Here is a 20365-nt window from a genome sequence, read left to right on the forward strand (position 1 = left end):
CGGACGAACCAAATGAACCTGAACCGACTGGCCTATTTCGCAGCCGTCGTGGACACCGGATCCTTCACGCGGGCCGCCGAGCGGCTCGGCATCACCAAGGCCGTGGTGAGCCAGCAGGTGGCGCAGCTGGAGCGCGATCTCGGCACCAGTCTTCTGGTGCGCACAACGCGCCGGGTCCATCCGACCGAGGCGGGCCGCATGTTTCATGCGCGCTGCGTCATGATCTTGCGCGAAGCGGAGGATGCCTTCGACGAGCTCGCGCAGGCGGCCGCCGCGCCGACCGGCACATTGCGGATCACGGCGCCGAACGACTACGGCACCGCCGTCGTGGTCGCCGTCGTCACGGCCTACGCGGCACGCTATCCCAACTGCCGCGTGGAGTTGACGCTCGAAGATCAGACGGTCGACCTCGCCTCAGGCCAGATCGACATGGCGATCCGCGTCGGATGGCTGGTCGATTCCAGCCTGCAGGCGCGCAAGATAGGCGCGTTCCGGCAAATTCTGGTCGGCGCTCCCGCGTTTGCGGATCGGATCGCCGCCGCGCGCGATCCCGACGATCTCGTGGCGCTGCCGTTCATCGCCAACATGGCGCTGCGCGAGCCGCTGCTATGGCAGTTCTCGCGCGGCGATCTCGATCGACGCGCCGTGCGGCTGCAAGCGAGCATTGCGATCGACACGACGCCGGGGGTGCTCGCAGCGGTGCTCGCCGGCGGGGGCCTTTCGGTGCTGCCGGATTTCCTGGTGGCCGACGATCTCGCGGCCGGGCGCCTCATTCACATCCTTCCGCAATGGCAACTGCCATCCGGCGGCATCCACACGGTCTACCCGGCGGCTCGATTCCGCCCACCCAAGGTGACGGCGTTCGTGGAGATGCTGATCGCGGCTCAGCGACGGGCGGGTTCGGTCGAATGAGCCGCACGGCTTTGCTTACTGTTTGAAACAATGCTCGCGGTGCCACTTCAAGAAATGCGGATGTGGCCGATCCGACGCCCGGCGCGGCGCAAGCGCACGCCCCGTCTTGTTGATGATCGATTGCACTCCCCCCAGATCATTTGTCTGGCGCGAGATCAATATCTCCAAATCATCCGCGAAGCTGATGAGACCACGATCGAACATCCAATGTGCGGTGCCCGAAAGAGCAACCCCGTTGCTGATGATGTCCGGCCCGTTTGCCTCGACGGGTCGTATGTGAGCCGCCGCGACCTCCGCGCGCCCCATTCCATTGATGAGCTTGAGGCCGGTGACGGCGCAACGCTCGTCGTAGGCGCGGAGGACGACCCGGCGAAACACTCGATCGCGCAGAATTCTCGAAATCGTCACGCTAACACGGTCGCGCTGCTGCTCAATCGCGAATGGCACCTGAGGCTGGTCGTTAAGCTCGAGCAATGGGAGGTCGCCGTCGCGCCGCGGCAGCAGCGGCGCGTTCTCCGCGAAACCAAGCTCGCATATTCTGCTGAAATCGTCGGAAGAGATTGGGCGGACTGCGGACTGAGCGCGTCCTGAAATCCGTCCCTGCTCGTTAAGGACGCCGCGCTCTACTGGACCTGTCGGTCCATTGAATGGGACTGGATTGGCAAAATCGAGATAGCTTCCGGGTTCAATCAAAGCGAGAAACATCCCGGAAGTACCGGGATCGGGAACAACCTGCTGAACCCGAGCGATTGCAAAGTAACCGCGCGTTTCAGCAACCTTGCTCGGTTCGTAATATACTATCCAATCGCCGATGCAGGCTTCAACGCGATGAAGATATTGACTGGGAAATTGGTACTGCTCAGCGGGGCTGTCATCGTAGATCGAGTCCAATCGATGGATGAATACCCCAAATCCCATGATCTAAGCGGCGCTGCCTCTCCAGGAAACAACACCCAGCAACGCTGGTTCAATAGCAGTCACAACCCTACTCCCACTCGATTGTTCTGAAGCACGATAACGCATTGATCTGTCGAGGCCAACCTTTACGCCCGTGACTTGCCGCCCGTCAGTCGCGCGCCACCGACAGCCCCGCGAGAAGCGGCGCGTACGCGGCGAGCCTGCCGGATACGAACTCGGTGAAGAGCCGCACGCGCTTGGTCTTGCGCGTCTCTCCCTGTGTGAGGAGCCAAACCGTTCCGTACATGTGCAGGTCGGTGCCCGGCACTCGCACCAGCAGCGGGTCGGCATCGCCGACGAAGCACGGCAGTGTCGTGATCCCGAGCCCTTGTCGGACAGCAGCGATCTGCGCCCCGGCGTCCGAGGTCCTGAATGGAACGCCGGTAGTGCGAACCTCACCCGCGCTGGCCCAGTCCGGGATGCCGTGAATGCTGATCACAATCCAGCGGATCGGATCAGGCGCGCCGGCACGCCACGCGGCCAGTCTATCGCGCGACATGTAGACGCCGCCGAACAGCTCCGGTCCCTTCACGCCGTGAAGATTTTGCGGCAGGGTTTTGCGGTCGTAGACGACGCGGATCGCGACGTCGGCCTCCCGGTTGGTCAGGTTTGCAAGCTCGCCGAACGACAGGATATCCATCTCGATGTCGGGATGCAGACGCGCGAAATCGGCGAAATCAGGCATGAGCAAATGTGTCACCAGCGGCGGCGCCAGCGTCACCCGCAAAAGCCCGCGCACGCCCTGGTCGCGCCCGAAGACGCGCGTCTCCAGCTGGTGCGACGAGGCTTCCATCTGGTCCGCGAATTCGAGGACCTCCTCGCCCGCAGCCGTCAGGCGGTAGCCCGAAGGCAGCTTTTCGAACATCTGAACCCCGAGGCGTTCCTCGAGCTGGGCGATGCGTCGCAGCACGGTCGCGTGGTTCACACCGAGGCGCTCGGCGGCCGCCCGCACCGAGCCTCCGCGCGCAACGGCTAGAAAGTAGCGAACGTCATCCCAGTCGATCATGGTGCAATCCCGCACCGCGCGGTGCGCCTTTCAAGTCCCATCCAACGCCTCGTACCGCAGTACGGGCGATCATCATAGCCGGTTCCGGCCAGCAGGGCCCATTCCGAACGGCGGACACCGCTCGTCGCGGCTGGCGTCGCTCGTCCGGCCGGATCGATTTCGCACCACCGATGTGCGCGCTTCCGCACTCAACGCCTGACGCCGCCGGACCTATCTCGGGGTCGTCGGGGGCAGATGCTGTCCCGACACCACGACAGGAGAAATCATGGGAAAGCTCGACGGCAAGGTTGCGGTCATCACGGGTGGCGCGACCGGCATCGGCCGCGCCGCGGCAAAGCGCTTCATCGAGGACGGCGCTTTCGTCTTCATCTTCGGCCGCCGACAGCAAGCGCTCGACGCGGCTGTCACCGCGCTTGGGCCCAATGCCCGCGCGGTGAAGGGCTCGGTCTCGGATGAGGCCGACCTCGACCAGCTCTACGGGGCGGTGAAGGCCGAGCGCGGAACCCTCGACATCGTCTTCGCCAATGCGGGAGCGGGAAGCCAGCTTGCGCTCGGCAAGATCACTGCCGCGCACATCGACGAAACCTTCGACACCAATGTGAAGGGTACGATCTTCACGGTGCAAAAGGCGCTGCCGCTGATGCGCCAGGGCGGTTCGATCATCCTGACCGGATCGAGCGCCGGCACCACGGGAGCCCCGGCCATGAGCGCGTACAGCGCGAGCAAGGCGGCCGTGCGCAACCTCGCGCGGACCTGGGCGGAGGACCTGAAGGGTAGCGGCATCCGCGTCAACGTGCTGTCGCCCGGGGCGACTGCGACCGAACTCGCGAAGGAAGCGTTGGGCGAGGAAGGTCAGAAGGTGTTCGCCGCGATGACCCCGCTGCAGCGCATGGCCGATCCCTCGGAGATCGGGGCCGTGGCCGCCTTTCTCGCCTCATCGGACAGCAGCTTCATGACCGCCAGCGAAGTCGCCGTCGACGGCGGCCTGGCGCAACTCTGACCCCGGCGCGGTCCCGCGCCTGGCCCACACACAACGAAAGAGAAAACATCATGAAAAAACTCGAAGGCAAGATCGCCATCATCACCGGCGGAAGCAGCGGCATTGGGCTGGCCACAGCCAAGCGTTTCGTGGACGAAGGTGCGCATGTCGTGATCACCGGACGACGCGAGAAAGAGCTGAAGGACGCCGCAGCCTTCATCGAGAGAAACGTGACGACGGTCATCGGCGACGTGTCGCGCCTGGACGATCTCGACCGTCTCTACGCCGTCGTGAAAGAGAAACACGGTCACATCGACATTCTCTTTGCGAACGCGGGCGCGGGAACGATCGCACCGCTCGCGATGGCTACCGAGGCCCATTTTGACCAGACCTTCGACGTCAACGTGAAGGGGCTGTTCTTCACCGTGCAGAAGGCCCTCCCCCTCTTTAGGGACGGCGGTTCGATCATCTTGAACTCTTCGGTGTCGAACGTGAAGGGGCTGCCGGGGTTCAGCGTCTACGCCGCGAGCAAGGCGGCGGTGCGCAGCTTCTCGCGCGCTTGGACGCTGGAGCTGAAGGACCGCAAAATCCGCGTGAATACGATGAGCCCCGGACCAACCGAGACCCCTGCCCTGGAAACAACGACGGGCTTGACGGCCGAGCAAGCCAAGCAAGCCGCCGCCGGATTTGCTTCACAGGTCCCGATGGGTCGCAGGGGCAAGCCGGAGGAAATCGCGGCTGCCGTCACCTTCCTCGCCTCCGATGAAAGTTCTTACATCACCGGCGTGGATCTCGCCGTCGATGGCGGCATGGCGCAGGTCTGACCGCGCCATCGACAGAAGATCGGAGAAACATCATGAGCTACGCAATTATCGGCTTCGGCCATATCGGCCAGGCCCTGGCCAGGGCGTTTGCCCGCAATGGCATCGAAGTATCCGTTGCAACCACGCGCGACCCGGAAAGCTTTGCATCCGCCGCGGCCGCGATCGGACCCACGATCATTCCCAAAAGACTGGCGGACGCCGTCAAGGCGGACATCATCTTTTTGGCGGTCCGTTTCGAGTCGCACCAGGATGTCGCGAAGGCGCTGCCCACGTGGCAGGGCAAGACCATCGTCGATGTGACCAATGCCTACGGCGTGCCGCCTGAGAAACTCGGAGGACAACCTTCGTCCAAGGCCCTCGCGCAAGCCTTCACCGGCGGTCGACTGGTCAAGGGCTTCAACCATTTGGGTGCTGCCGTGCTTGGCCAGGATCCGGCCGTCCATGGCGGCAGGAGAGTCGTGTTCCTGGCGAGCGACGATGACGCTGCCGCAGCGGAGATTGCCGCGCTTGCGGAAAAGCTCGGCTTCGCGCCGGTCAAGCTCGGCGGGCTTTCGGAAGGCGGGCTGCTGGTGCAGGCGCGCGGAAACAGCTGGGGCCAGCTGATCTTCAAGGATCTGGTCAAGTTCGACTGACGAACACGACGTCCCCACCCTTGGGGATACGACACACGGGATCGGATCGCGCGCGATCCGATCCGAGCGAGATGGAGAAATTCCCATGAGTATCGAGAAGAACATCCAGACCGTGAAAGACTTCTTCGCCGCGATCGGCCGTGGCGACAGCGAGGCTCTGCTGGCGCTGATCACTGAGGACATCGAGTGGATCATCCCCGGGGAGGACTGGCCGCTGGCCGGAACGCATCGCGGGCACGACGGGGTGACGGATCTGGTGGAGACGGCATCCAAGTCGATCGAAACGTCCACCGAACCCCGGGAGTTCGTCGCGCAAGGAGACCGGGTCCTGATCGTCGGCTTCGCGACGGGAAAGATCAAAGCCACGAGCAAGACGTTTAGGGACGACTGGATCTTCGCCATCACGGTTCGCAACGGCAAACTGACGAACATCCGGGAGTACGTCGACACGCAAGCACTGGCGCAAGCCGCGCGCGCGTCGAATGCCCAAGCCTAAAGGAGATCCAGATGTACGACCAATCCAAGCTGTCCGAGTTGATCCGGTTCGCACGCATCCATGCGGGCTCCACCGTCATCGACGTTCGCAAGGAGGTGGAGGCGGCCGGCTTCGTGCTGGACGCGGAAAGCACCCTGCTCGCGAACAAGGACGATCCGCACACGATCAAGGTGTTCGATCCCGCGATCAAGGGCAAGACCGATCACTTCGCCTATCGGTTCGTGAAGCCGTGAGAGAGATCGTAGGGCGGACTATAGAAGCGTAACCCGCCATCTTGCGCGCGACTCGGCGAGAGAGGGCGGATGACGCCTTGCGGCTAATCCGCCCTACGCATCCGCCGCGGGTCAATTGCAGGTCTTGAGCTTTCGGTGCAGCCGGATCACTTTTTCGGCGTGCCGGCAGATGGCAGCTCTGCCGACCCGCCGATTTTGTTCGCGACCACGTAGACGTCGACGCCGCTCATCGAGCATTCCTCGCTCGATGCCTGGTTTTTCGTGATGACCTCGATCGTCTTGCCATCCTCGGTGTGAAACGTGATGTCGTAAACTTGCTGGTAGAGGTCTTTACCGATCTTTTCGGACGCGAGACGAACGGCCTTGGTCTGCGCCTCGATCACCGATGGGATTTCAATCAGGCCGGCGTTCTTGAGGTGCACGAGGGCCATGTTCGTGGGCCAACTCGCGCAGTCCGGAGACTTCGCCAGAGCCGCCGCAGCTGGCATGGCAAATATTGCGGCCATCACCACTTTCAAGGCGGCGCGCATCAGCATGCCTCGGTCTCTAAAAACTACTCCCACTCAATCGTCCCCGGCGGCTTGCTCGTCACATCATAAACCACCCTATTCACGCCCTTGACCTCGTTGATGATGCGCGTGGCGGTCTCGCCGAGAAACTTCATGTCGAACTGGTAGAAGTCCGCGGTCATTCCGTCGGTGGAGGTCACCGCACGCAAGCCCACCACAAAGTCGTAGGTGCGACCGTCGCCCATGACGCCCACCGTCTTCACCGGGAGCAGCACGGCGAATGCCTGCCAGATGTCGTCGTAGAGGCCGTGCTTCCTGATCTGGTCGATGTAGACCGCGTCGGCCTTGCGCAGGATGTCGAGCTTCTCTCGTGTGATGTCGCCGGGGCAGCGGATGGCGAGGCCGGGGCCCGGGAACGGGTGGCGACCGACGAAGATTTCGGGCAGGCCGAGCTCGCGGCCGAGCTTGCGCACCTCATCCTTGAACAGCTCGCGCAGCGGCTCGACGAGCTTCATGTTCATGCGCTCGGGGAGACCGCCGACATTGTGGTGCGACTTGATCGTCACCGAGGGGCCGCCGGTGAAGGAGACGCTCTCGATCACGTCGGGATAGAGTGTGCCTTGCGCGAGGAAGTCGGCGCCGCCGATCTTCTTGGCCTCGGCCTCGAACACCTCGATGAAGAGGCGGCCGATGGTCTTGCGCTTGGTTTCGGGGTCGGTGACGCCTTCGAGCTCGCCCAAGAACTGCTTGGAGGCATCCACATGCACGAGCGGGATGTTGTAGTGGTGGCGGAACAGGTCGACCACCGTCTTGGCTTCATCGAGACGGAGCATGCCGTGATCGACGAACACGCAGGTGAGCTGCTCGCCGATCGCTTCGTGGATCAGCACGGCCGCGACCGCGGAATCGACTCCGCCGGAGAGGCCGCAGAGCACCCTGCCCTTGCCGACCTGGGCGCGGATCTTGGCGATCTCCTCCTCGCGGAAGGCGCGCATGGTCCAGTCGCCGGAGAGGCCCGCGATCTTGCGCACGAAATTGCGGATCAGTTTGGCGCCGTCGGGCGTGTGCACCACTTCGGGGTGGAACATCAGGCCGTAATATTTACGCGTCTCGTCCTGGATGATCGCGAAGGGCGCGTTCGGCGACGTGCCGGCCACCGAGAAGCCCGGCGGCATCTTGGTGATGCGATCGCCATGGCTCATCCAGACCTGATGTTTGCCACCGAGAGACCAAGTGTCCTCGAACAGCTTGCTCGGCGCCTTCACCTCGACATCGGCGCGGCCGAATTCGCGGTGATGGCCGCCCTCGACCGTGCCGCCGAGCTGCTCCGCCATGGCCATCTGGCCGTAGCAGATGCCCATCACCGGCACGCCGGAATCGAAGATCGCTTGCGGGGCGCGGGGCGAGCCCGCCTCGTGCACCGATTCAGGGCCGCCGGAGAGAATCACCGCCTTCGGCTTCATCTCGTTGAAGGCCTGTTCGGCCTTGTTGAACGGGACGATTTCGCAATAGACGCCGTCCTCGCGCACGCGACGCGCAATGAGCTGCGTCACCTGGCTGCCGAAGTCGACGATGAGAATCTTGTCGTGCGCCGAGGCCACTGAGGGCGTCGACGCGGAGCGGTCGGTCTGTGCTGCTGTCATGGCAAGCAAATACGCGACCGCGCCCCTGCCCGCAACCGCGCGGGCCGCGCGCCCACATTCTTCTTTGGGCATGGACAAATCGATATAGGTCAGTATTATTGACCCAATATGGCCCATCAATCATTAAGAGCCGATCAGGGAGAACGCCATGCCACAGCACCATCAGCCATCAACGCTTGCCGAGCTCGGCCGCACCTGGATCGAGGCTTGGAACGCCCGCGATCTCGAACGCGTGCTCACGCTCTATGCCGACGACGTCGTGATGACATCGGACCGCATCCCCGTGTTGGGCTTCGATGAAAGCGGCACCGTGCGCGGCAAGGATTCGTTGCGCGCCTATTGGGGCAAGGCGCTCGCCCTGTTGCCGAACCTGCATTTCTCGCTGATCGAATTGTTCGTCAGCCCTGATAGCATGGTGGTGCTCTACGAGAACGAGCGCGGCAAGCGCATCTGCGAATATCTGCGGGTAAATGCGGCCGGAAAGATCATGCAGGGGTCGGCGAATCATCCGGCGCATTAAGCGGTGCCAACTACCCACCACTGTCATTCCCCGCGAAGGCGGGGAATCCAGTACGCCGCGGCTTCTCCGTATCACAGCGCGGCCTCTGGAATACTGGATCGCCCGCCTTCGCGGGCGATGACAGCGAGAGTTAGGCGCGAGCATGCCCCAAGCGCTTCAGTGCGGGCGCAGCAATGACGGAGACTGTGGCGGGCGCATACGCTAACAACACCGCCGCCGGCACCGAGACAGGACCCTCCCCATGAAGCTCCCCACCTCCCCCTTCACCGTCACCGACTGGAGCAAGGTCGAGCCGACCATCCATCCCGGCGAGACCGGGCAAGCGCAGTGGCGCACGCTCAATATCGGCGATCTCCGGGTGCGGATGGTCGAGTATACGCCGGGGTATCTCGCCGATCATTGGTGCGACCGCGGCCACGTGCTCTACGTGCTGCAGGGCGAGCTTGACAGCGAGCTGCGCGACGGCCGCAAGTTCAAGCTCACGGCGGGGATGAGCTACCAGGTCTCGGATTTCGGCGATGCCGCGCACCGGTCCTCGACGGCGACGGGGGCGACGCTGTTTATCGTCGATTGAGCGCCCCGGAAGGGTTAATTTGCACCGCAAAATAGCAAAATTCGGCGACATCCCGAGCGGCGGGTGGTGCCTTGAAGTGGCCCCAAAATCTCGCTATATTGTGATCATCGATACTTGGCCGAACGACTGGGCCGCTTCGCTTCGTTGCTGACGGGCGCGCACGCTTCAGATGATTTCTCCAACATCGACTGATCAGGATTATGGGCGCAATAGTGCGTACCGGTCCGCGTGTTAACTTCTTAAGCAAAGGAAATCCCCATGGCTATGGGCACCGTGAAGTGGTTCAACAATCAAAAGGGTTTTGGTTTCATTCAGCCGGATGACGGCGACAAGGACGTGTTCGTGCACATCAGCGCTGTCGAGCGCGCTGGCCTCTCGACCCTCAACGAAGGTCAGAAGGTCTCGTTCGACATCGTCGCCGATCGTCGCAGCGGCAAGTCCTCGGCCGACAATCTCCGCGTCGGCTAAAGCCCGCGCACCGTTCTGACCACGGACGTACCGGCAGAACGCAGACTTAGAAAACCCCGCGACCGGGTTCCGGTTCGCGGGGTTTTTGTTTGGGATCCCGTCATTCCGGGGCTCGCGAAGCGAGAGCCCGGAATCCATTCGGCCGCGGAGACTGCCGAGCGATGGATTCCGGGCTCGCCCTGCGGGCGCCCCGGAATGACCGTGAGATCAACCCGCCTTCTTCAAGACCGAGACGAAGAACCCGTCCGTCTCCGTCCGCCGCGGCGTCATCAGCCAGCCTTCCGGCGATTGCAGCGCGGCTTGCGCAAACTCCTCCGCCTTGTCCCAGAGCACGCTCGCGGTCTGCTCGGGCGGCACCACCGCGAATTCGGGATGGCGGGAGGTGAACGCCCTCACCTGCTCCCCGTTCTCCTCTGAGAGCACCGAGCAGGTGATGTAGGCGATGCGGCCGCCGGCCTTGACCAGCGGAACCGCGCGCTCGAGCACCTCGGTCTGGTCCCGCAAGCGAATCTCCAGCGCGCCGGGGCGCATGCGCCATTTGGCATCGGGGTTGCGGCGCCAGGTTCCGGTTCCCGTGCAGGGCGCATCGATCACGACGAGGTCGGCGGTGGCGCTGATCTCGGCCAGCGGATCGGCCTCACCCTTGGGCGTGCGCACGTCGGCATTGTGGACGCCGGCGCGCGACAGTCGTTCGTGAATGGGCGCAAGTTGCCGCTTGTCGCTGTCGGTGGCGATCAGCCGGCCCTTGCCCTGCATCATCGCGGCGAGCGCCAGCGTCTTGCCGCCGGCTCCCGCACAGAGATCGATCACCTGCTCGCCGGGTTTTGCCGCGGTCAGGGCAGCTGCAAGCTGCGACCCCTCATCCTGCACTTCAATGGCACCCTTGATGAAATCCTCTTCGGCCTGGATGCCGGGGTTGCGCGCATCGGCCGAAAGCTCGATGCGCAGCCCGGTTGTGGACCACTGCGTCGGTTTCGCATGAAGATGAGCAAGCGCCCCCAGCACCTTGTCGCGATTGGATTTTAGCGTGTTGACGCGCAGGTCGAGCGGCGCCCGGCTCGCCATCGCGGCCGCCTCCGCGACGCGCTCGTCGCCGAACGCCTTTGCCAGATACGGATCCAGCCATTCCGGATAGTCGCCGGCGATCGCAGCCGGGGCACCTTGAAGCGACCGCGAGGCGAGCGCGGCCTGCTCGGCCTCGGTCAAGGGCGCCGGAGCAAAGCGGCTGCCGTCGAACAGCGCGGCCATGGTCGCGATATCCATGTTGCGTTCGAGGCGAAGCATGCCGATCAGCCGAGCACGCGCGGTGTCGGAATCCATCAGGTAGGCGCTCGAGGCATAGCGGCGCAGCACGTCCCAGACGAGGCCGGCAATGGCGGCGCGGTCGCCGGAGCCGGCGAAGCGGTGCGCGGTGCCCCACTCCTTCAGCGCCTTGGCCGCGGGCACGCGGTCTTTCTCGATGGTGTCGATCAGTTCGATGGCTGCGGACAGCCGGGCAGCGGGAGTCATTTGAATCTTTCAGATCAGGATCGGCGAGTAGCGCCTAGATCAGCAACAGCATTTTCAACGCGAAGTAGATCCACATCGCGAGCAGGACAAGCACGCCGGCGAGCCAGATCGTGGAGCGGCGGCCAAGATTGTTTGAGGAGACGAAGATTCCGGCATGGACGAAGCGCGTCACCACGAACACCCAGGACATCAGCACGATGAACAGATCGGCATGGCGCAACGGGAGCGCCAGCGCGATCAGGGCGTAGAACAGCACCGGCAGCTCGAACTGGTTGCGGTAGCAATTGGCGATTTGTGTGGCGCCCTTGGGCCAGTTGGGCTCGCCGAGCGCAACGTCGCGGCTCTTGGTCTCGCCGGAGACGAGCGCGCGCCGGCGTCCCATCGCCATGGCGATCAGGAGCGCGAAGGTGAGACCGACCTGCACGAAGACCGGCAGCAAAACCATTTGAATGGACATCGGAATTTCCCGGGATTTTCCTATCCGGCGGAAGGCACAGCTAGCGTCCCTTAGCGGTCACCGCTGGTCCTGACAATCAACGAGTTGAACCGGCGTTCCCGATGAGGCGACCAACTGCCGACAGTTAAAGCGATTTTGGCCCCTCGGGGGCGCAAGGCGAGAGACCGCCATGAACACCCTCTTCAGCCAGTTCGCCAGCCTGAGCGGCGCGTTGACCGAGTCGGCCGACGGCCAGTTCGGCATCCTGATGTCGGCGCTGGCAGGCATCGCGACGGCGCTCGCGGTGGCGCTGGCGATGACGGTCTACTTCCGCATGAGCTATCGGACCTGGCGCGATGTCCTCAGGCATGGCCTCGCTGCGCTCGCCGCCCTCGCTCTGTTCGCTTTTGCCGCCTACGACATGCGCCATGCCGCGCTGGCCTATCTCGGCCTCAATCCGTCAAAACCCGCGGTCGAGTTCGAGATCCGCATGCCCAAGGAGACCTTGGCGGCGGCGTCCGACACCCAGATTGAGCTGCATACCGACCGAAACCAGACGCTGGCACTGGTCGAGGGCGTGCGGGAGCTCGGTGATGGCCGCTCCGTGCTTCGCGGCGCGGTGGTGCTCAACCACCGCACTGCGGACCGCGTGCTGGTCGTGAACCTGCCAGGCAAGGGCACCTTCGAATTTCGCCTCCGCCTGCCCGCCGAGCCGCATCGCTCCGAGCAGTTCGGTCCTCAGTTCGGTCCTCAATTCGGTCCTCAATTCGGTCCTCAATTCGGTCCTTGGCACCTCGCCGACCGCATCGCCTCGCCGTTGACAAGCGCGGTCGCGCCGCAGGACGCCTACACAATCCGCTATCGCGTGCTTTAAACTTTGTTCGATCGCTGACCGCGGACGCGCCGTCATCGTTCCGACGTCGGGCGTGGCCTATGATCGATCCATGCCCGAATTTCGCCTGACGCAGATCTCCGACACCCATCTTGGCCGGCGCTTCCCCGGCCTGATCGCCAACTTCCAGGCGCTCAGCGAGCATATCGACACCGATAGGCCCGATCTCGTCGTCAACACCGGCGACGTCTCGTTCGACGGGCCGACCAGCCGCGACGATGTCGAATTCGCCAAGCGCCTGCACGATGCCCTGCCCGTCGCCTGCCGCTACATCCCCGGCAATCACGACATTGGCGACAATCCGACCGCGGTTGGCCCCGCGCCGAAGCCGCCGGTCGCGGAAGCGCATCGTCAGCAATTCCGCGAGATCATCGGCGAGGACCATTGGTCGTTCGAGGCCGCGGGCTGGTGCTTCATCGGCCTCAACTCGCTGGTGATGAATTCAGGGCTCGCCTTCGAGGCCGAGCAGTTCGACTGGCTTGCCTCGGAAGTTTCGCGCACGAACGGCAAGCCGATCGCGCTGTTCGTGCACAAGCCGGTGTTTCTCAACGGGCCCGACGACCCCGAGATGCCGGAGACGTCGATCCGCTACGTGCCGCAGCCGGCCCGCGCGCGACTGATCGAGATGTTTTCCAATGTCGACGTGCGCCTCATCGCCAGCGGTCACGTGCACCAGCGGCGCGACTTCACCTGGTGCCACACCCGCCACGTCTGGGCGCCGTCAGCCGGCTTCAAGATCAACGATGCGCGCCAGGACCGGATCGCGATCAAGGAGGTCGGCCTTGTGGAGTACCGCTTCCAGCCCGACGGCTTCGAGGTTCGCCACGTCAGGGCCGCCGGCCAGGTCGACATCGATATCGAGGAGCTGCTCGCCCAGATGGACGGCGAGCATTGGCGCTTCCCATGGCTGCTCAAGCGACGCTTTTGAGATCCTGCTGGATCGCTGCAAGCAAGGACTGCAGCGCGTCGCTGTTCACCGGCTTGGCCCCGGTGTTGGCGGGCTGAACATTGGCAGGCCGCGCGGCTTTGACCGGACGCTTGGGGAATGGCGGCGCGGGCATCGCGGATTGCGGGAACGCGCCAGCGTCCTCGGTGTGAACGAACTTGCCATGGATAACGTCGTCGCGACGGCCCATGACAAACATCGTCGCCCAATAACCGGCGGCCAGCAGGATTACGCAGAAAACAACAAGCTCTAACATCATCGCACCTGAAATATGCGCAATGATTCAATGCCTTCGCGAGCGCGTCAATGAACCGACGGTCACACCTGCGGCTTTTACGGGCGGGTGTGGCCGATCGGTCACTCTTTGTTAACCATACCGGCTCCCGAGGGGCCGAGAACGGCGGATCAAGCCCTATCCGGCCCGACCCGCACCAGCTGCTTGCCGAAATTGGCCCCCTTCAGAAGCCCCATGAAGGCGTCGGGCGCGCTCTCCAGGCCCTCAGTGACGAACTCCTTGTACTTGACCTTACCCTCGCGGACCCAGCCGGACATGTCGCGCAGGAAGTCACCATGGCGGGAGGCGAAGTCGGAGACGATGAAGCCGCGGAAGGTCAGCCGCTTGGTCAGGGTCGCGCGCATCATGCTGGCGGCCCATTTCGGCGGCTTCGCTTCAGTGTCGTTGTAGTGGGCGATGAGGCCGCAGACGGGTACGCGCGCAAACGCATTGAGCAGCGGGAAGACCGCCTCGAACACGGCGCCGCCGACATTCTCGAAATAGACATCGATGCCTTTTGGGCAGGCCTCCTTCAGCTTCGCCGCAAGATCGGGATCGCGGTGATCGATGCAGGCATCGAAGCCGAGCTCCTTCACGACGTAATCGCATTTGTCCTTGCCGCCGGCGATTCCAACCGCGCGTGCGCCCTTGATTTTCGCGATCTGTCCCACGGCCGAACCGACCGCACCGGAGGCACCGGCGACGACGACGGTCTCGCCCGCTTGCGGCTTGCCGATATCGAGCAGGCCCGTGTAGGCGGTCATGCCGGGCATGCCCAGCACGCCGACGGCCGTCGAGATCGGCGCGAGCTTCGGGTCGATCTTGTTCAGCCCCTTGCCGTCGGAGATCGCGTGCGTCTGCCAGCCCGCGCGCGAGAGCACGATGTCGCCCTTGGCGAAGTTCGGATTGTTGGAGGCTGCGACCTCGCAGACCGTACCGGCTTCCATCACGCCGCCGACGGGCACCGGGGTCGCGTAGGACGGACCGTCGCTCATGCGCCCGCGCATATAGGGATCGAGCGAGAGCCAGATCGTGCGCAGCAGGACTTCGCCTGCCGCAGGCGTAGGAACCGCGAATTCCTCGATGCGGAAATCGGACGGCTTTGGCTCCCCGACGGGACGCGCGGCGAGAACGATGCGTTTGCCTTGGGACATGATGGCTTCCTCCTGATTGCTTTGTCGCAATCATTTAGGAGGTGGGTGGGAATGAAGCAAACCCAACAGGCGCTGTCATGCCCAGCGATGGCGGGGCATCCAGTACTCCGAGACGGTCTTAATAGAGCCGAGAAGCCGCAGCGTACTGGATGCCCCGGTCGAGCCGGGGCATGACAGCGGAATGTGGAGCGCCTAACCCCCGCCCGGATAGTTCGGCGCCTCGCGCGTGATGGTGACGTCGTGGACGTGGCTTTCGCGCAGGCCCGCGCCCGTGATGCGGACGAACTGGGCCTTGTCGTGCAGGTCCTTCATGTCCTTTGCACCGACATAGCCCATCGCGGCGCGCAGGCCGCCGGCGAGCTGGTGCATGACGTTGCCGACCGGGCCCTTGTAAGGCACCTGGCCCTCGATGCCTTCGGGCACGAGCTTGAGCGTGTCCTTGATGTCCTGCTGGAAGTAGCGGTCGGCCGAGCCGCGGGCCATCGCGCCGACCGAACCCATGCCGCGATAGGCCTTGTAAGAGCGGCCCTGCCACAAGAACACTTCGCCTGGCGTCTCGTCGGTGCCGGCGAGCAGCGAGCCGACCATCGCGATGTCGGCACCGGCAGCGAGCGCCTTGGCGAGGTCGCCGGAGAACTTGATACCGCCGTCGGCGATGACGGGGATGTCGGACTTCTTCGCCGCCTCGACCGCATCCATGATCGCGGTGAGCTGGGGAACGCCGACGCCGGCGACGATGCGCGTGGTGCAGATCGAGCCCGGGCCGATGCCGACCTTGATGCAGTCCGCGCCTGCATCGATCAGCGCCTGCGCACCCTCGGAGGTCGCGACGTTGCCGGCAACGACCTGCACGGAATTGGACAGGCGCTTGATGCGGTTGACCGCATGGAGCACGTGACGGGAATGGCCGTGCGCGGTGTCGACCACGACGAGATCGACGCCGGCGTCGATCAGCCGCTCGGTACGCTCGAAGCCGCTGTCACCGACCGTGGTGGCGGCGGCGACGCGGAGGCGGCCCTGCGCGTCCTTGCAGGCCAGCGGATGGGCGACCGCCTTCTCCATGTCCTTCACGGTGACCAGACCGACGCAGCGATACTGCTCGTCGACCACGAGCAGTTTCTCGATGCGGTGCTGATGCAGCATCCGCCGCGCCTCGTCCTGGCTGACATTCTCGCGCACCGTAACGAGACCTTCATGCGTCATCAGTTCGGAGATTTTTTGCTGGCGGTCGGTGGCGAAGCGGACGTCGCGGTTGGTGAGGATGCCGACCAGCTTGCCCGGCGTGGACTTGCCCGCACCGGTGACGACGGGAATGCCGGAGATGCCGTGATCGCTCATCAGCTTGAGCGCGTCGTCCAGCGTGGCGTCGGGGCTGATGGTGAGCGGGTTCACCACCATGCCCGACTCGTAGCGCTTGACCTGCCGCACCTGGGCGGCCTGCCCTTCGGGATCGAAATTGCGGTGGATGACGCCGATGCCGCCGGCCTGCGCCATGGCGATCGCCATGCGGGCTTCGGTGACCGTGTCCATGGCGGAGGCCATGATCGGGATGTTGAGCGGAATGGCGCGGGTGACGCGAGAGCGGATGTCGACCTCGCCCGGCATGACGTCCGACAGGCCCGGCTTCAGCAGCACGTCGTCGAATGTGAGGGCTTCGCGAATGCCTTGTTGCACCGTGGCCATGTGCCAACTCCTTCCGCGGCCCTGCCGCAAATAGCTATGGATGAGCGCCGCCCTCGGCGTACCTTGCGGCAACGCCGGAGAATCGGAGCCCATCGGTGGGGTTGACGCGGGTCGATAGCACGGGCGGGCGACGAATCAAAGCAATTCGGACCGCCGGCCAGCCATGCACAGGCTTTTTGGGCAAATTCAGCGGGGGATAGCCTCGCGGTGCCTCCTACTGGTGAACGGCGTCCCCCCGTGCCGGCCGATCATCGTGATCTCCGGTGAAGGGCGCACCCACCCGGGGTCACCCAGGATTTAGGTGCCATGCGTCGATCCGCAATGGTCGCGGCCCGGTGGCGGTGATAAGCCGCAATCCGCGCCCTTCCTTCCGATGTCCATTACCAATCCGTCATGGTCGACAAGCAACGCATCATTCCGCTGATCGTGGCCACTGCTCTCTTCATGGAGAACATGGACTCGACGGTGATCGCCACGTCGCTGCCCGCGATCGCGGCCGACATCGGCACCAGCCCATTGACGCTCAAGCTCGCGATCACGTCCTATCTGCTGTCGCTTGCGGTATTCATCCCGGCTAGCGGCTGGACCGCCGACCGGTTCGGCGCGCGCATGGTGTTTGCGATTGCCGTCGGCGTTTTCATGGTCGGCTCGGTAGGCTGCGCGCTCTCGTCATCGGTCACCGATTTCGTATTCGCGCGCATCCTGCAAGGCATGGGCGGGGCGATGATGACGCCGGTCGGGCGCCTCGTGCTGTTGCGGTCGGTCGACAAGAGCGCGCTGGTCAATGCCATGGCGTGGGTGACGGTTCCTGCCCTGATCGGCCCCGTGATCGGGCCGCCGCTCGGCGGCTTCATCACGACTTACGCGTCGTGGCACTGGATCTTCTTGATCAACATCCCGATCGGGCTGCTCGGCATCTTCATGGCCTTGCGCTTCATCGATCCCATCAAGAGCGAGGAACGAGAGCCGTTCGACCTCTACGGCATGGTGCTCGCGGGCCTCGGGCTCGCCGGCATCGCCTTCGGGCTGTCGGTTGCCGGACTCAATCTGCTGCCATGGAGCACGGTTGCCGCCCTGGTCGTCGGCGGATCGATCTCGATGACGCTGTATGTCCTTCACGCGCGGCGAACGGGGTCACCGGTGCTGGACTTCACGCTGTTGAGGCTGCCGACGCTGCGCGCGGCCGTTCTCGGCGGATTCATGTTCCGCCTCGGCATCGGCGCGCTGCCGTTCCTGTTGCCGCTCTTGATGCAGATCGGCTTCGGCCTCTCGCCGTTCAAGTCCGGCCTCGTCACGTTTGGCTCCTCGCTCGGCGCCATGGGCATGAAGGCGCTCGCCGCGCGCATCATCCGCGCCTTCGGCTTCCGCAACCTGATGACGATGAACGCGATCATCAGTGCAGTTTTCCTCGCCGCCTGTGCGCTCTTCACCGTGACGACGCCGCTGCTGATCATCATGATCATTCTGGTGGTTGGCGGCTTCTTCCGCTCACTCGAGTTCACCGCGATCAACACGGTGGCCTATGCCGAGGTCGAGCAGGCGCAGATGAGCCGCGCCACCACGCTCGTCAGCGTCAACCAGCAGCTCGCCGTCTCGGCCGGCGTCGCCGTCGGCGCCGCCTCCGTGGAGACGACGATGTGGCTCAGCCACGCCAGCGAGCTCAACGCCAGCGTGTTCGCGCCGGCCTTCCTCGTGGTCGCCTTGACCTCGGCGGCGTCGAGCTGGTTCTTCTGGCAGATGCCCGCCGATGCCGGCCACGAAGTCTCCGGCCGCAAGGCCGTGGAGATCGCAAGCCGCAAGGGTGCCGGCAAGGGCGCGGCCAAGGCGGCCGTCAAGGCCGCAACCGAGGATACGCAGGACGTGCGGGATCAGCGGCTGGGGTAGCCTCTCTTCTCGTCGTTGTTGCTATTCCGTCGCTCCGCCCCGAAATCCCGTCGCCAGCACATAGCGCTCCGAGGAATCCGCACGGCTCGCGGCCGGCTTGACGTGACGCACCGTGGCGAAATCGCGCTTGAGCTGGGTGAGCAGCTCGGCGTCGGCGCCGCTCTGGAACGCCTTGGCCAGGAAGGTCCCGCCCGGCTTCAGCACATCGCAGGCAAACGCGGCGGCGGTCTCGATCAGGCCGACGATGCGAAGCTGGTCGGTCTTGCGATGACCGGTGGTGTTGGCAGCCATGTCGGACATTACGATGTCGGCGCCGCCGTCGAGCATGGCCTTGAGCTTGTCCGGCGCGTCATTGTCCATGAAGTCGAGCTGTGCGAACTCGACGCCGGCAATCTCGGGGATTTCCAGCAGGTCGATCGCAATGACCTTGCCCTTGCCGTCGACCGAGCCAACGCGCTTGGCGGCGATCTGGCTCCAGCCACCCGGCGCAGCGCCGAGATCGACCACCGCCATGCCGTGCTTGAGCAGCCGGTATTTGTCGTCGATCTCCAGCAGCTTGAAGGCGGCGCGCGAGCGATAGCCCAGCGCCTTCGCCTTCACCACGTAGGGGTCGTTGAGCTGCCGCTCCAGCCACAGCTTCGACGACAATTTGCGCTTGCCGTGGGTCTTGACCTGGACGTGCAAGCGGCCGGTGGTGTCCTTGGCCATCTCACCAGCTCCTGAGCGCGCCGTCTTCGCGCATCATCTCGACCAGCATGCCTTCGCGCAAGCCCCGGTCCGCGACGCGCAGGCGTGGCAGCGGAAAGGCGCGGCGGATCGCGTCGAGGATGGCGCAGCCGGCCAGCACGAGATCAGCACGCTCGACGCTGATGCAGCTGTTCGCGGCGCGCTCCTCGTAGCTCATGCCGAGCAGCTTGTTGATGGTCGCGGTGACGTCGGTATCGTTCATCCAGACGCTGTCGATGCGGCGGCGATCGTAGCGCGCGAGATTGAGATGGATGCCCGCGAGCGTCGTCACGGTGCCTGACGTGCCGAGCAGATGCATATCAGTGAGATCGCCGCCATGCTGTTCGGCGAACGGCGCGATGTGATGGGCGACCTCGCGCTCCATCGCGGCGTAGATCTCGGGCGTCACGTCGCGGCCCCCGAACTGCTCGGCCAGCGTGACCACACCGAACGGAATCGACATCCAGGCTTTGATGCGCGGCTCCGGATTTGCGGCGTCGCGTTCGATTCGCACCAGCTCGGTCGAGCCGCCACCGATGTCGAACAGGATCGCGCCGCGTCCCCTGGGATCGACCAGCGGCGAGCAGCCGAGCACGGCGAGCGCCGCCTCGGTCTCTCGGTCGATCACCTCGAGCTCGATCCCGGTCTCGGCAGCGACGCGGCTGCGAAAGCCCTCTGCGTTCGAGGCGGCGCGGCAGGCTTCGGTGGCGATCAGCCGCAGCCGCCGCGCTTTGCGCAGGTTGATCTTGTCGCGGCAGATGCCGAGCGCCACGATGGCGCGCTCGATCGCAGCCTCGCTGATGCACCCGGTTGCCGAGACGCCCTCGCCCAGCCGGATGATGCGCGAGAAGGAATCGACCACGCGAAAGCCGTCGTGGGTCGGACAGGCGATCAGGAGCCTGCAATTGTTGGTGCCGAGGTCGAGCGCCGCGTAGACACCGGTTCCCGGCGCTTGCGCGCCGACGGCCGGTTCAGTGGCGAACGCCGCCGCCATCGACCCCAGCTCACCGTGCGGCGCAAGGCCGTCGCGGAGCCGCGTGTGGTCATTCATACAAACTGTCTTTCCGCGGCCGATTGGGCCGATCTGGAATTGCTTTTTCGCCTGAAA

The 20365-nt window shown here is 64.4% G+C and carries 22 protein-coding genes and 1 pseudogene; 12 read left to right on the forward strand and 11 right to left on the reverse strand.

The features are described from left to right. Positions 1-12: 12 nt before the first annotated feature. Positions 13-912: a LysR family transcriptional regulator gene (locus tag AC0L3S_RS20620; RefSeq protein WP_473280917.1), complete on the forward strand. Its 900-nt coding sequence runs from the start codon at positions 13-15 to the stop codon at positions 910-912. Positions 913-927: 15 nt separating this feature from the next. Here AC0L3S_RS20620 and AC0L3S_RS20625 read toward each other — a convergent pair whose 3' ends face one another. Next, positions 928-1830: an HNH endonuclease gene (locus AC0L3S_RS20625; RefSeq protein WP_473257348.1), complete on the reverse strand. Its 903-nt coding sequence runs from the start codon at positions 1828-1830 to the stop codon at positions 928-930. Positions 1831-1978: 148 nt separating this feature from the next. After that, on the reverse strand, positions 1979-2875 hold the full coding sequence (locus tag AC0L3S_RS20630; protein WP_473280919.1) for a LysR family transcriptional regulator: 897 nt from the start codon (positions 2873-2875) through the stop codon (positions 1979-1981). A gap of 265 nt (positions 2876-3140) precedes the next feature. Between AC0L3S_RS20630 and AC0L3S_RS20635 the strand changes: the two genes are divergently transcribed. The 5 genes and pseudogenes from AC0L3S_RS20635 to AC0L3S_RS20655 all read left to right on the forward strand — a co-directional run. Continuing rightward, a complete protein-coding gene (locus AC0L3S_RS20635; RefSeq protein WP_473280921.1) occupies positions 3141-3875 on the forward strand; it encodes an SDR family NAD(P)-dependent oxidoreductase in 735 nt (244 codons plus the stop codon). Between the two features lie 50 nt (positions 3876-3925). Continuing rightward, positions 3926-4678 carry an SDR family NAD(P)-dependent oxidoreductase gene (locus AC0L3S_RS20640; protein ID WP_473280923.1) on the forward strand — a complete coding sequence of 251 codons (753 nt, stop codon included), beginning with the start codon at positions 3926-3928 and terminating at the stop codon, positions 4676-4678. 32 nt (positions 4679-4710) lie between these two features. Further along, the gene (locus AC0L3S_RS20645) at positions 4711-5310 is read left to right on the forward strand and encodes an NADPH-dependent F420 reductase (protein ID WP_473280925.1); all 600 of its coding nucleotides are present in this window, start codon (positions 4711-4713) and stop codon (positions 5308-5310) included. A gap of 85 nt (positions 5311-5395) precedes the next feature. Beyond that, entirely contained in the window at positions 5396-5806 is a 411-nt protein-coding gene (locus AC0L3S_RS20650) for a nuclear transport factor 2 family protein (protein WP_473280927.1), read from the forward strand. A gap of 83 nt (positions 5807-5889) precedes the next feature. Further along, positions 5890-6039 (forward strand): annotated as a pseudogene (locus tag AC0L3S_RS20655) (class I SAM-dependent methyltransferase); the annotation flags it as partial. Between the two features lie 146 nt (positions 6040-6185). Here the strand turns inward: AC0L3S_RS20655 and AC0L3S_RS20660 are convergent. Next, on the reverse strand, positions 6186-6575 hold the full coding sequence (locus AC0L3S_RS20660; protein WP_473280929.1) for a hypothetical protein: 390 nt from the start codon (positions 6573-6575) through the stop codon (positions 6186-6188). A 17-nt stretch (positions 6576-6592) separates the two neighbouring features. Further along, positions 6593-8191: a glutamine-hydrolyzing GMP synthase gene (gene guaA / locus AC0L3S_RS20665; protein WP_473280993.1), complete on the reverse strand. Its 1599-nt coding sequence runs from the start codon at positions 8189-8191 to the stop codon at positions 6593-6595. Positions 8192-8339: 148 nt separating this feature from the next. Here guaA and AC0L3S_RS20670 point away from each other — a divergent pair, with 148 nt between their 5' ends. The 3 genes from AC0L3S_RS20670 to AC0L3S_RS20680 all read left to right on the forward strand — a co-directional run bounded on the left by AC0L3S_RS20670 (position 8340) and on the right by AC0L3S_RS20680 (position 9753). Beyond that, positions 8340-8711 carry a nuclear transport factor 2 family protein gene (locus AC0L3S_RS20670; RefSeq protein WP_473280931.1) on the forward strand — a complete coding sequence of 124 codons (372 nt, stop codon included), beginning with the start codon at positions 8340-8342 and terminating at the stop codon, positions 8709-8711. A gap of 241 nt (positions 8712-8952) precedes the next feature. Further along, positions 8953-9285, forward strand: coding sequence for a DHCW motif cupin fold protein (locus AC0L3S_RS20675; protein ID WP_219683300.1), 333 nt, complete (start codon positions 8953-8955; stop codon positions 9283-9285). Positions 9286-9543: 258 nt separating this feature from the next. After that, complete coding sequence (locus AC0L3S_RS20680; RefSeq protein ID WP_007592195.1) at positions 9544-9753, forward strand: cold-shock protein; 210 nt, start codon at positions 9544-9546, stop codon at positions 9751-9753. A gap of 207 nt (positions 9754-9960) precedes the next feature. Here the strand turns inward: AC0L3S_RS20680 and AC0L3S_RS20685 are convergent, their stop codons facing one another. Together AC0L3S_RS20685 and AC0L3S_RS20690 are read right to left on the reverse strand one after the other, a co-directional pair. Next, positions 9961-11262 (reverse strand): RsmB/NOP family class I SAM-dependent RNA methyltransferase, encoded by a 1302-nt coding sequence (locus tag AC0L3S_RS20685; RefSeq protein ID WP_473280933.1) that lies wholly within the window; start codon positions 11260-11262, stop codon positions 9961-9963. Positions 11263-11296: 34 nt separating this feature from the next. After that, a complete protein-coding gene (locus AC0L3S_RS20690; RefSeq protein WP_473257380.1) occupies positions 11297-11719 on the reverse strand; it encodes an MAPEG family protein in 423 nt (140 codons plus the stop codon). 169 nt (positions 11720-11888) lie between these two features. Between AC0L3S_RS20690 and AC0L3S_RS20695 the strand changes: the two genes are divergently transcribed. Next, positions 11889-12572 carry an acriflavin resistance protein gene (locus AC0L3S_RS20695; protein WP_473280935.1) on the forward strand — a complete coding sequence of 228 codons (684 nt, stop codon included), beginning with the start codon at positions 11889-11891 and terminating at the stop codon, positions 12570-12572. A 70-nt stretch (positions 12573-12642) separates the two neighbouring features. Continuing rightward, on the forward strand, positions 12643-13518 hold the full coding sequence (locus AC0L3S_RS20700) for a metallophosphoesterase family protein (protein WP_473280938.1): 876 nt from the start codon (positions 12643-12645) through the stop codon (positions 13516-13518). Here AC0L3S_RS20700 and AC0L3S_RS20705 read toward each other — a convergent pair. The 3 genes from AC0L3S_RS20705 to guaB form a co-directional block, all read right to left on the reverse strand. Beyond that, positions 13502-13792 carry a hypothetical protein gene (locus AC0L3S_RS20705; protein WP_473257384.1) on the reverse strand — a complete coding sequence of 97 codons (291 nt, stop codon included), beginning with the start codon at positions 13790-13792 and terminating at the stop codon, positions 13502-13504. The genes AC0L3S_RS20700 and AC0L3S_RS20705 overlap by 17 nt on opposite strands. A gap of 149 nt (positions 13793-13941) precedes the next feature. Further along, the gene (locus AC0L3S_RS20710) at positions 13942-14964 is read right to left on the reverse strand and encodes an NADP-dependent oxidoreductase (protein WP_473280940.1); all 1023 of its coding nucleotides are present in this window, start codon (positions 14962-14964) and stop codon (positions 13942-13944) included. Positions 14965-15156: 192 nt separating this feature from the next. Next, complete coding sequence (gene guaB / locus AC0L3S_RS20715) at positions 15157-16647, reverse strand: IMP dehydrogenase (protein ID WP_007609139.1); 1491 nt, start codon at positions 16645-16647, stop codon at positions 15157-15159. A gap of 393 nt (positions 16648-17040) precedes the next feature. Here guaB and AC0L3S_RS20720 point away from each other — a divergent pair, with 393 nt between their 5' ends. Continuing rightward, positions 17041-18531, forward strand: a complete 1491-nt coding sequence (locus AC0L3S_RS20720) for an MFS transporter (RefSeq protein ID WP_473257388.1) — start codon at positions 17041-17043, stop codon at positions 18529-18531. Positions 18532-18552: 21 nt separating this feature from the next. On the opposite strand, the gene AC0L3S_RS20725 is transcribed toward AC0L3S_RS20720, so the two are convergent. Together AC0L3S_RS20725 and AC0L3S_RS20730 are read right to left on the reverse strand one after the other, a co-directional pair. After that, positions 18553-19239, reverse strand: a complete 687-nt coding sequence (locus tag AC0L3S_RS20725; protein WP_473280942.1) for an RlmE family RNA methyltransferase — start codon at positions 19237-19239, stop codon at positions 18553-18555. 1 nt (position 19240) lies between these two features. Continuing rightward, the gene (locus AC0L3S_RS20730) at positions 19241-20308 is read right to left on the reverse strand and encodes a Ppx/GppA phosphatase family protein (RefSeq protein ID WP_026233757.1); all 1068 of its coding nucleotides are present in this window, start codon (positions 20306-20308) and stop codon (positions 19241-19243) included. Positions 20309-20365 lie beyond the last annotated feature (57 nt).

Source organism: Bradyrhizobium sp. Ken01 (genome assembly GCF_055807355.1).

Bases quoted from the DNA above. Each gene is read 5' to 3' on its own strand.
- AC0L3S_RS20620 (WP_473280917.1), top strand. From the start codon at position 13: ATGAACCTGAACCGACTGGCCTATTTCGCAGCCGTCGTGGACACCGGA.
- AC0L3S_RS20625 (WP_473257348.1), bottom strand. From the start codon at position 1,830: ATGGGATTTGGGGTATTCATCCATCGATTGGACTCGATCTACGATGAC.
- AC0L3S_RS20630 (WP_473280919.1), bottom strand. From the start codon at position 2,875: ATGATCGACTGGGATGACGTTCGCTACTTTCTAGCCGTTGCGCGCGGA.
- AC0L3S_RS20635 (WP_473280921.1), top strand. From the start codon at position 3,141: ATGGGAAAGCTCGACGGCAAGGTTGCGGTCATCACGGGTGGCGCGACC.
- AC0L3S_RS20640 (WP_473280923.1), top strand. From the start codon at position 3,926: ATGAAAAAACTCGAAGGCAAGATCGCCATCATCACCGGCGGAAGCAGC.
- AC0L3S_RS20645 (WP_473280925.1), top strand. From the start codon at position 4,711: ATGAGCTACGCAATTATCGGCTTCGGCCATATCGGCCAGGCCCTGGCC.
- AC0L3S_RS20650 (WP_473280927.1), top strand. From the start codon at position 5,396: ATGAGTATCGAGAAGAACATCCAGACCGTGAAAGACTTCTTCGCCGCG.
- AC0L3S_RS20660 (WP_473280929.1), bottom strand. From the start codon at position 6,575: ATGCTGATGCGCGCCGCCTTGAAAGTGGTGATGGCCGCAATATTTGCC.
- guaA (WP_473280993.1), bottom strand. From the start codon at position 8,191: ATGACAGCAGCACAGACCGACCGCTCCGCGTCGACGCCCTCAGTGGCC.
- AC0L3S_RS20670 (WP_473280931.1), top strand. From the start codon at position 8,340: ATGCCACAGCACCATCAGCCATCAACGCTTGCCGAGCTCGGCCGCACC.
- AC0L3S_RS20675 (WP_219683300.1), top strand. From the start codon at position 8,953: ATGAAGCTCCCCACCTCCCCCTTCACCGTCACCGACTGGAGCAAGGTC.
- AC0L3S_RS20680 (WP_007592195.1), top strand. From the start codon at position 9,544: ATGGCTATGGGCACCGTGAAGTGGTTCAACAATCAAAAGGGTTTTGGT.
- AC0L3S_RS20685 (WP_473280933.1), bottom strand. From the start codon at position 11,262: ATGACTCCCGCTGCCCGGCTGTCCGCAGCCATCGAACTGATCGACACC.
- AC0L3S_RS20690 (WP_473257380.1), bottom strand. From the start codon at position 11,719: ATGTCCATTCAAATGGTTTTGCTGCCGGTCTTCGTGCAGGTCGGTCTC.
- AC0L3S_RS20695 (WP_473280935.1), top strand. From the start codon at position 11,889: ATGAACACCCTCTTCAGCCAGTTCGCCAGCCTGAGCGGCGCGTTGACC.
- AC0L3S_RS20700 (WP_473280938.1), top strand. From the start codon at position 12,643: ATGCCCGAATTTCGCCTGACGCAGATCTCCGACACCCATCTTGGCCGG.
- AC0L3S_RS20705 (WP_473257384.1), bottom strand. From the start codon at position 13,792: ATGTTAGAGCTTGTTGTTTTCTGCGTAATCCTGCTGGCCGCCGGTTAT.
- AC0L3S_RS20710 (WP_473280940.1), bottom strand. From the start codon at position 14,964: ATGTCCCAAGGCAAACGCATCGTTCTCGCCGCGCGTCCCGTCGGGGAG.
- guaB (WP_007609139.1), bottom strand. From the start codon at position 16,647: ATGGCCACGGTGCAACAAGGCATTCGCGAAGCCCTCACATTCGACGAC.
- AC0L3S_RS20720 (WP_473257388.1), top strand. From the start codon at position 17,041: ATGGTCGACAAGCAACGCATCATTCCGCTGATCGTGGCCACTGCTCTC.
- AC0L3S_RS20725 (WP_473280942.1), bottom strand. From the start codon at position 19,239: ATGGCCAAGGACACCACCGGCCGCTTGCACGTCCAGGTCAAGACCCAC.
- AC0L3S_RS20730 (WP_026233757.1), bottom strand. From the start codon at position 20,308: ATGAATGACCACACGCGGCTCCGCGACGGCCTTGCGCCGCACGGTGAG.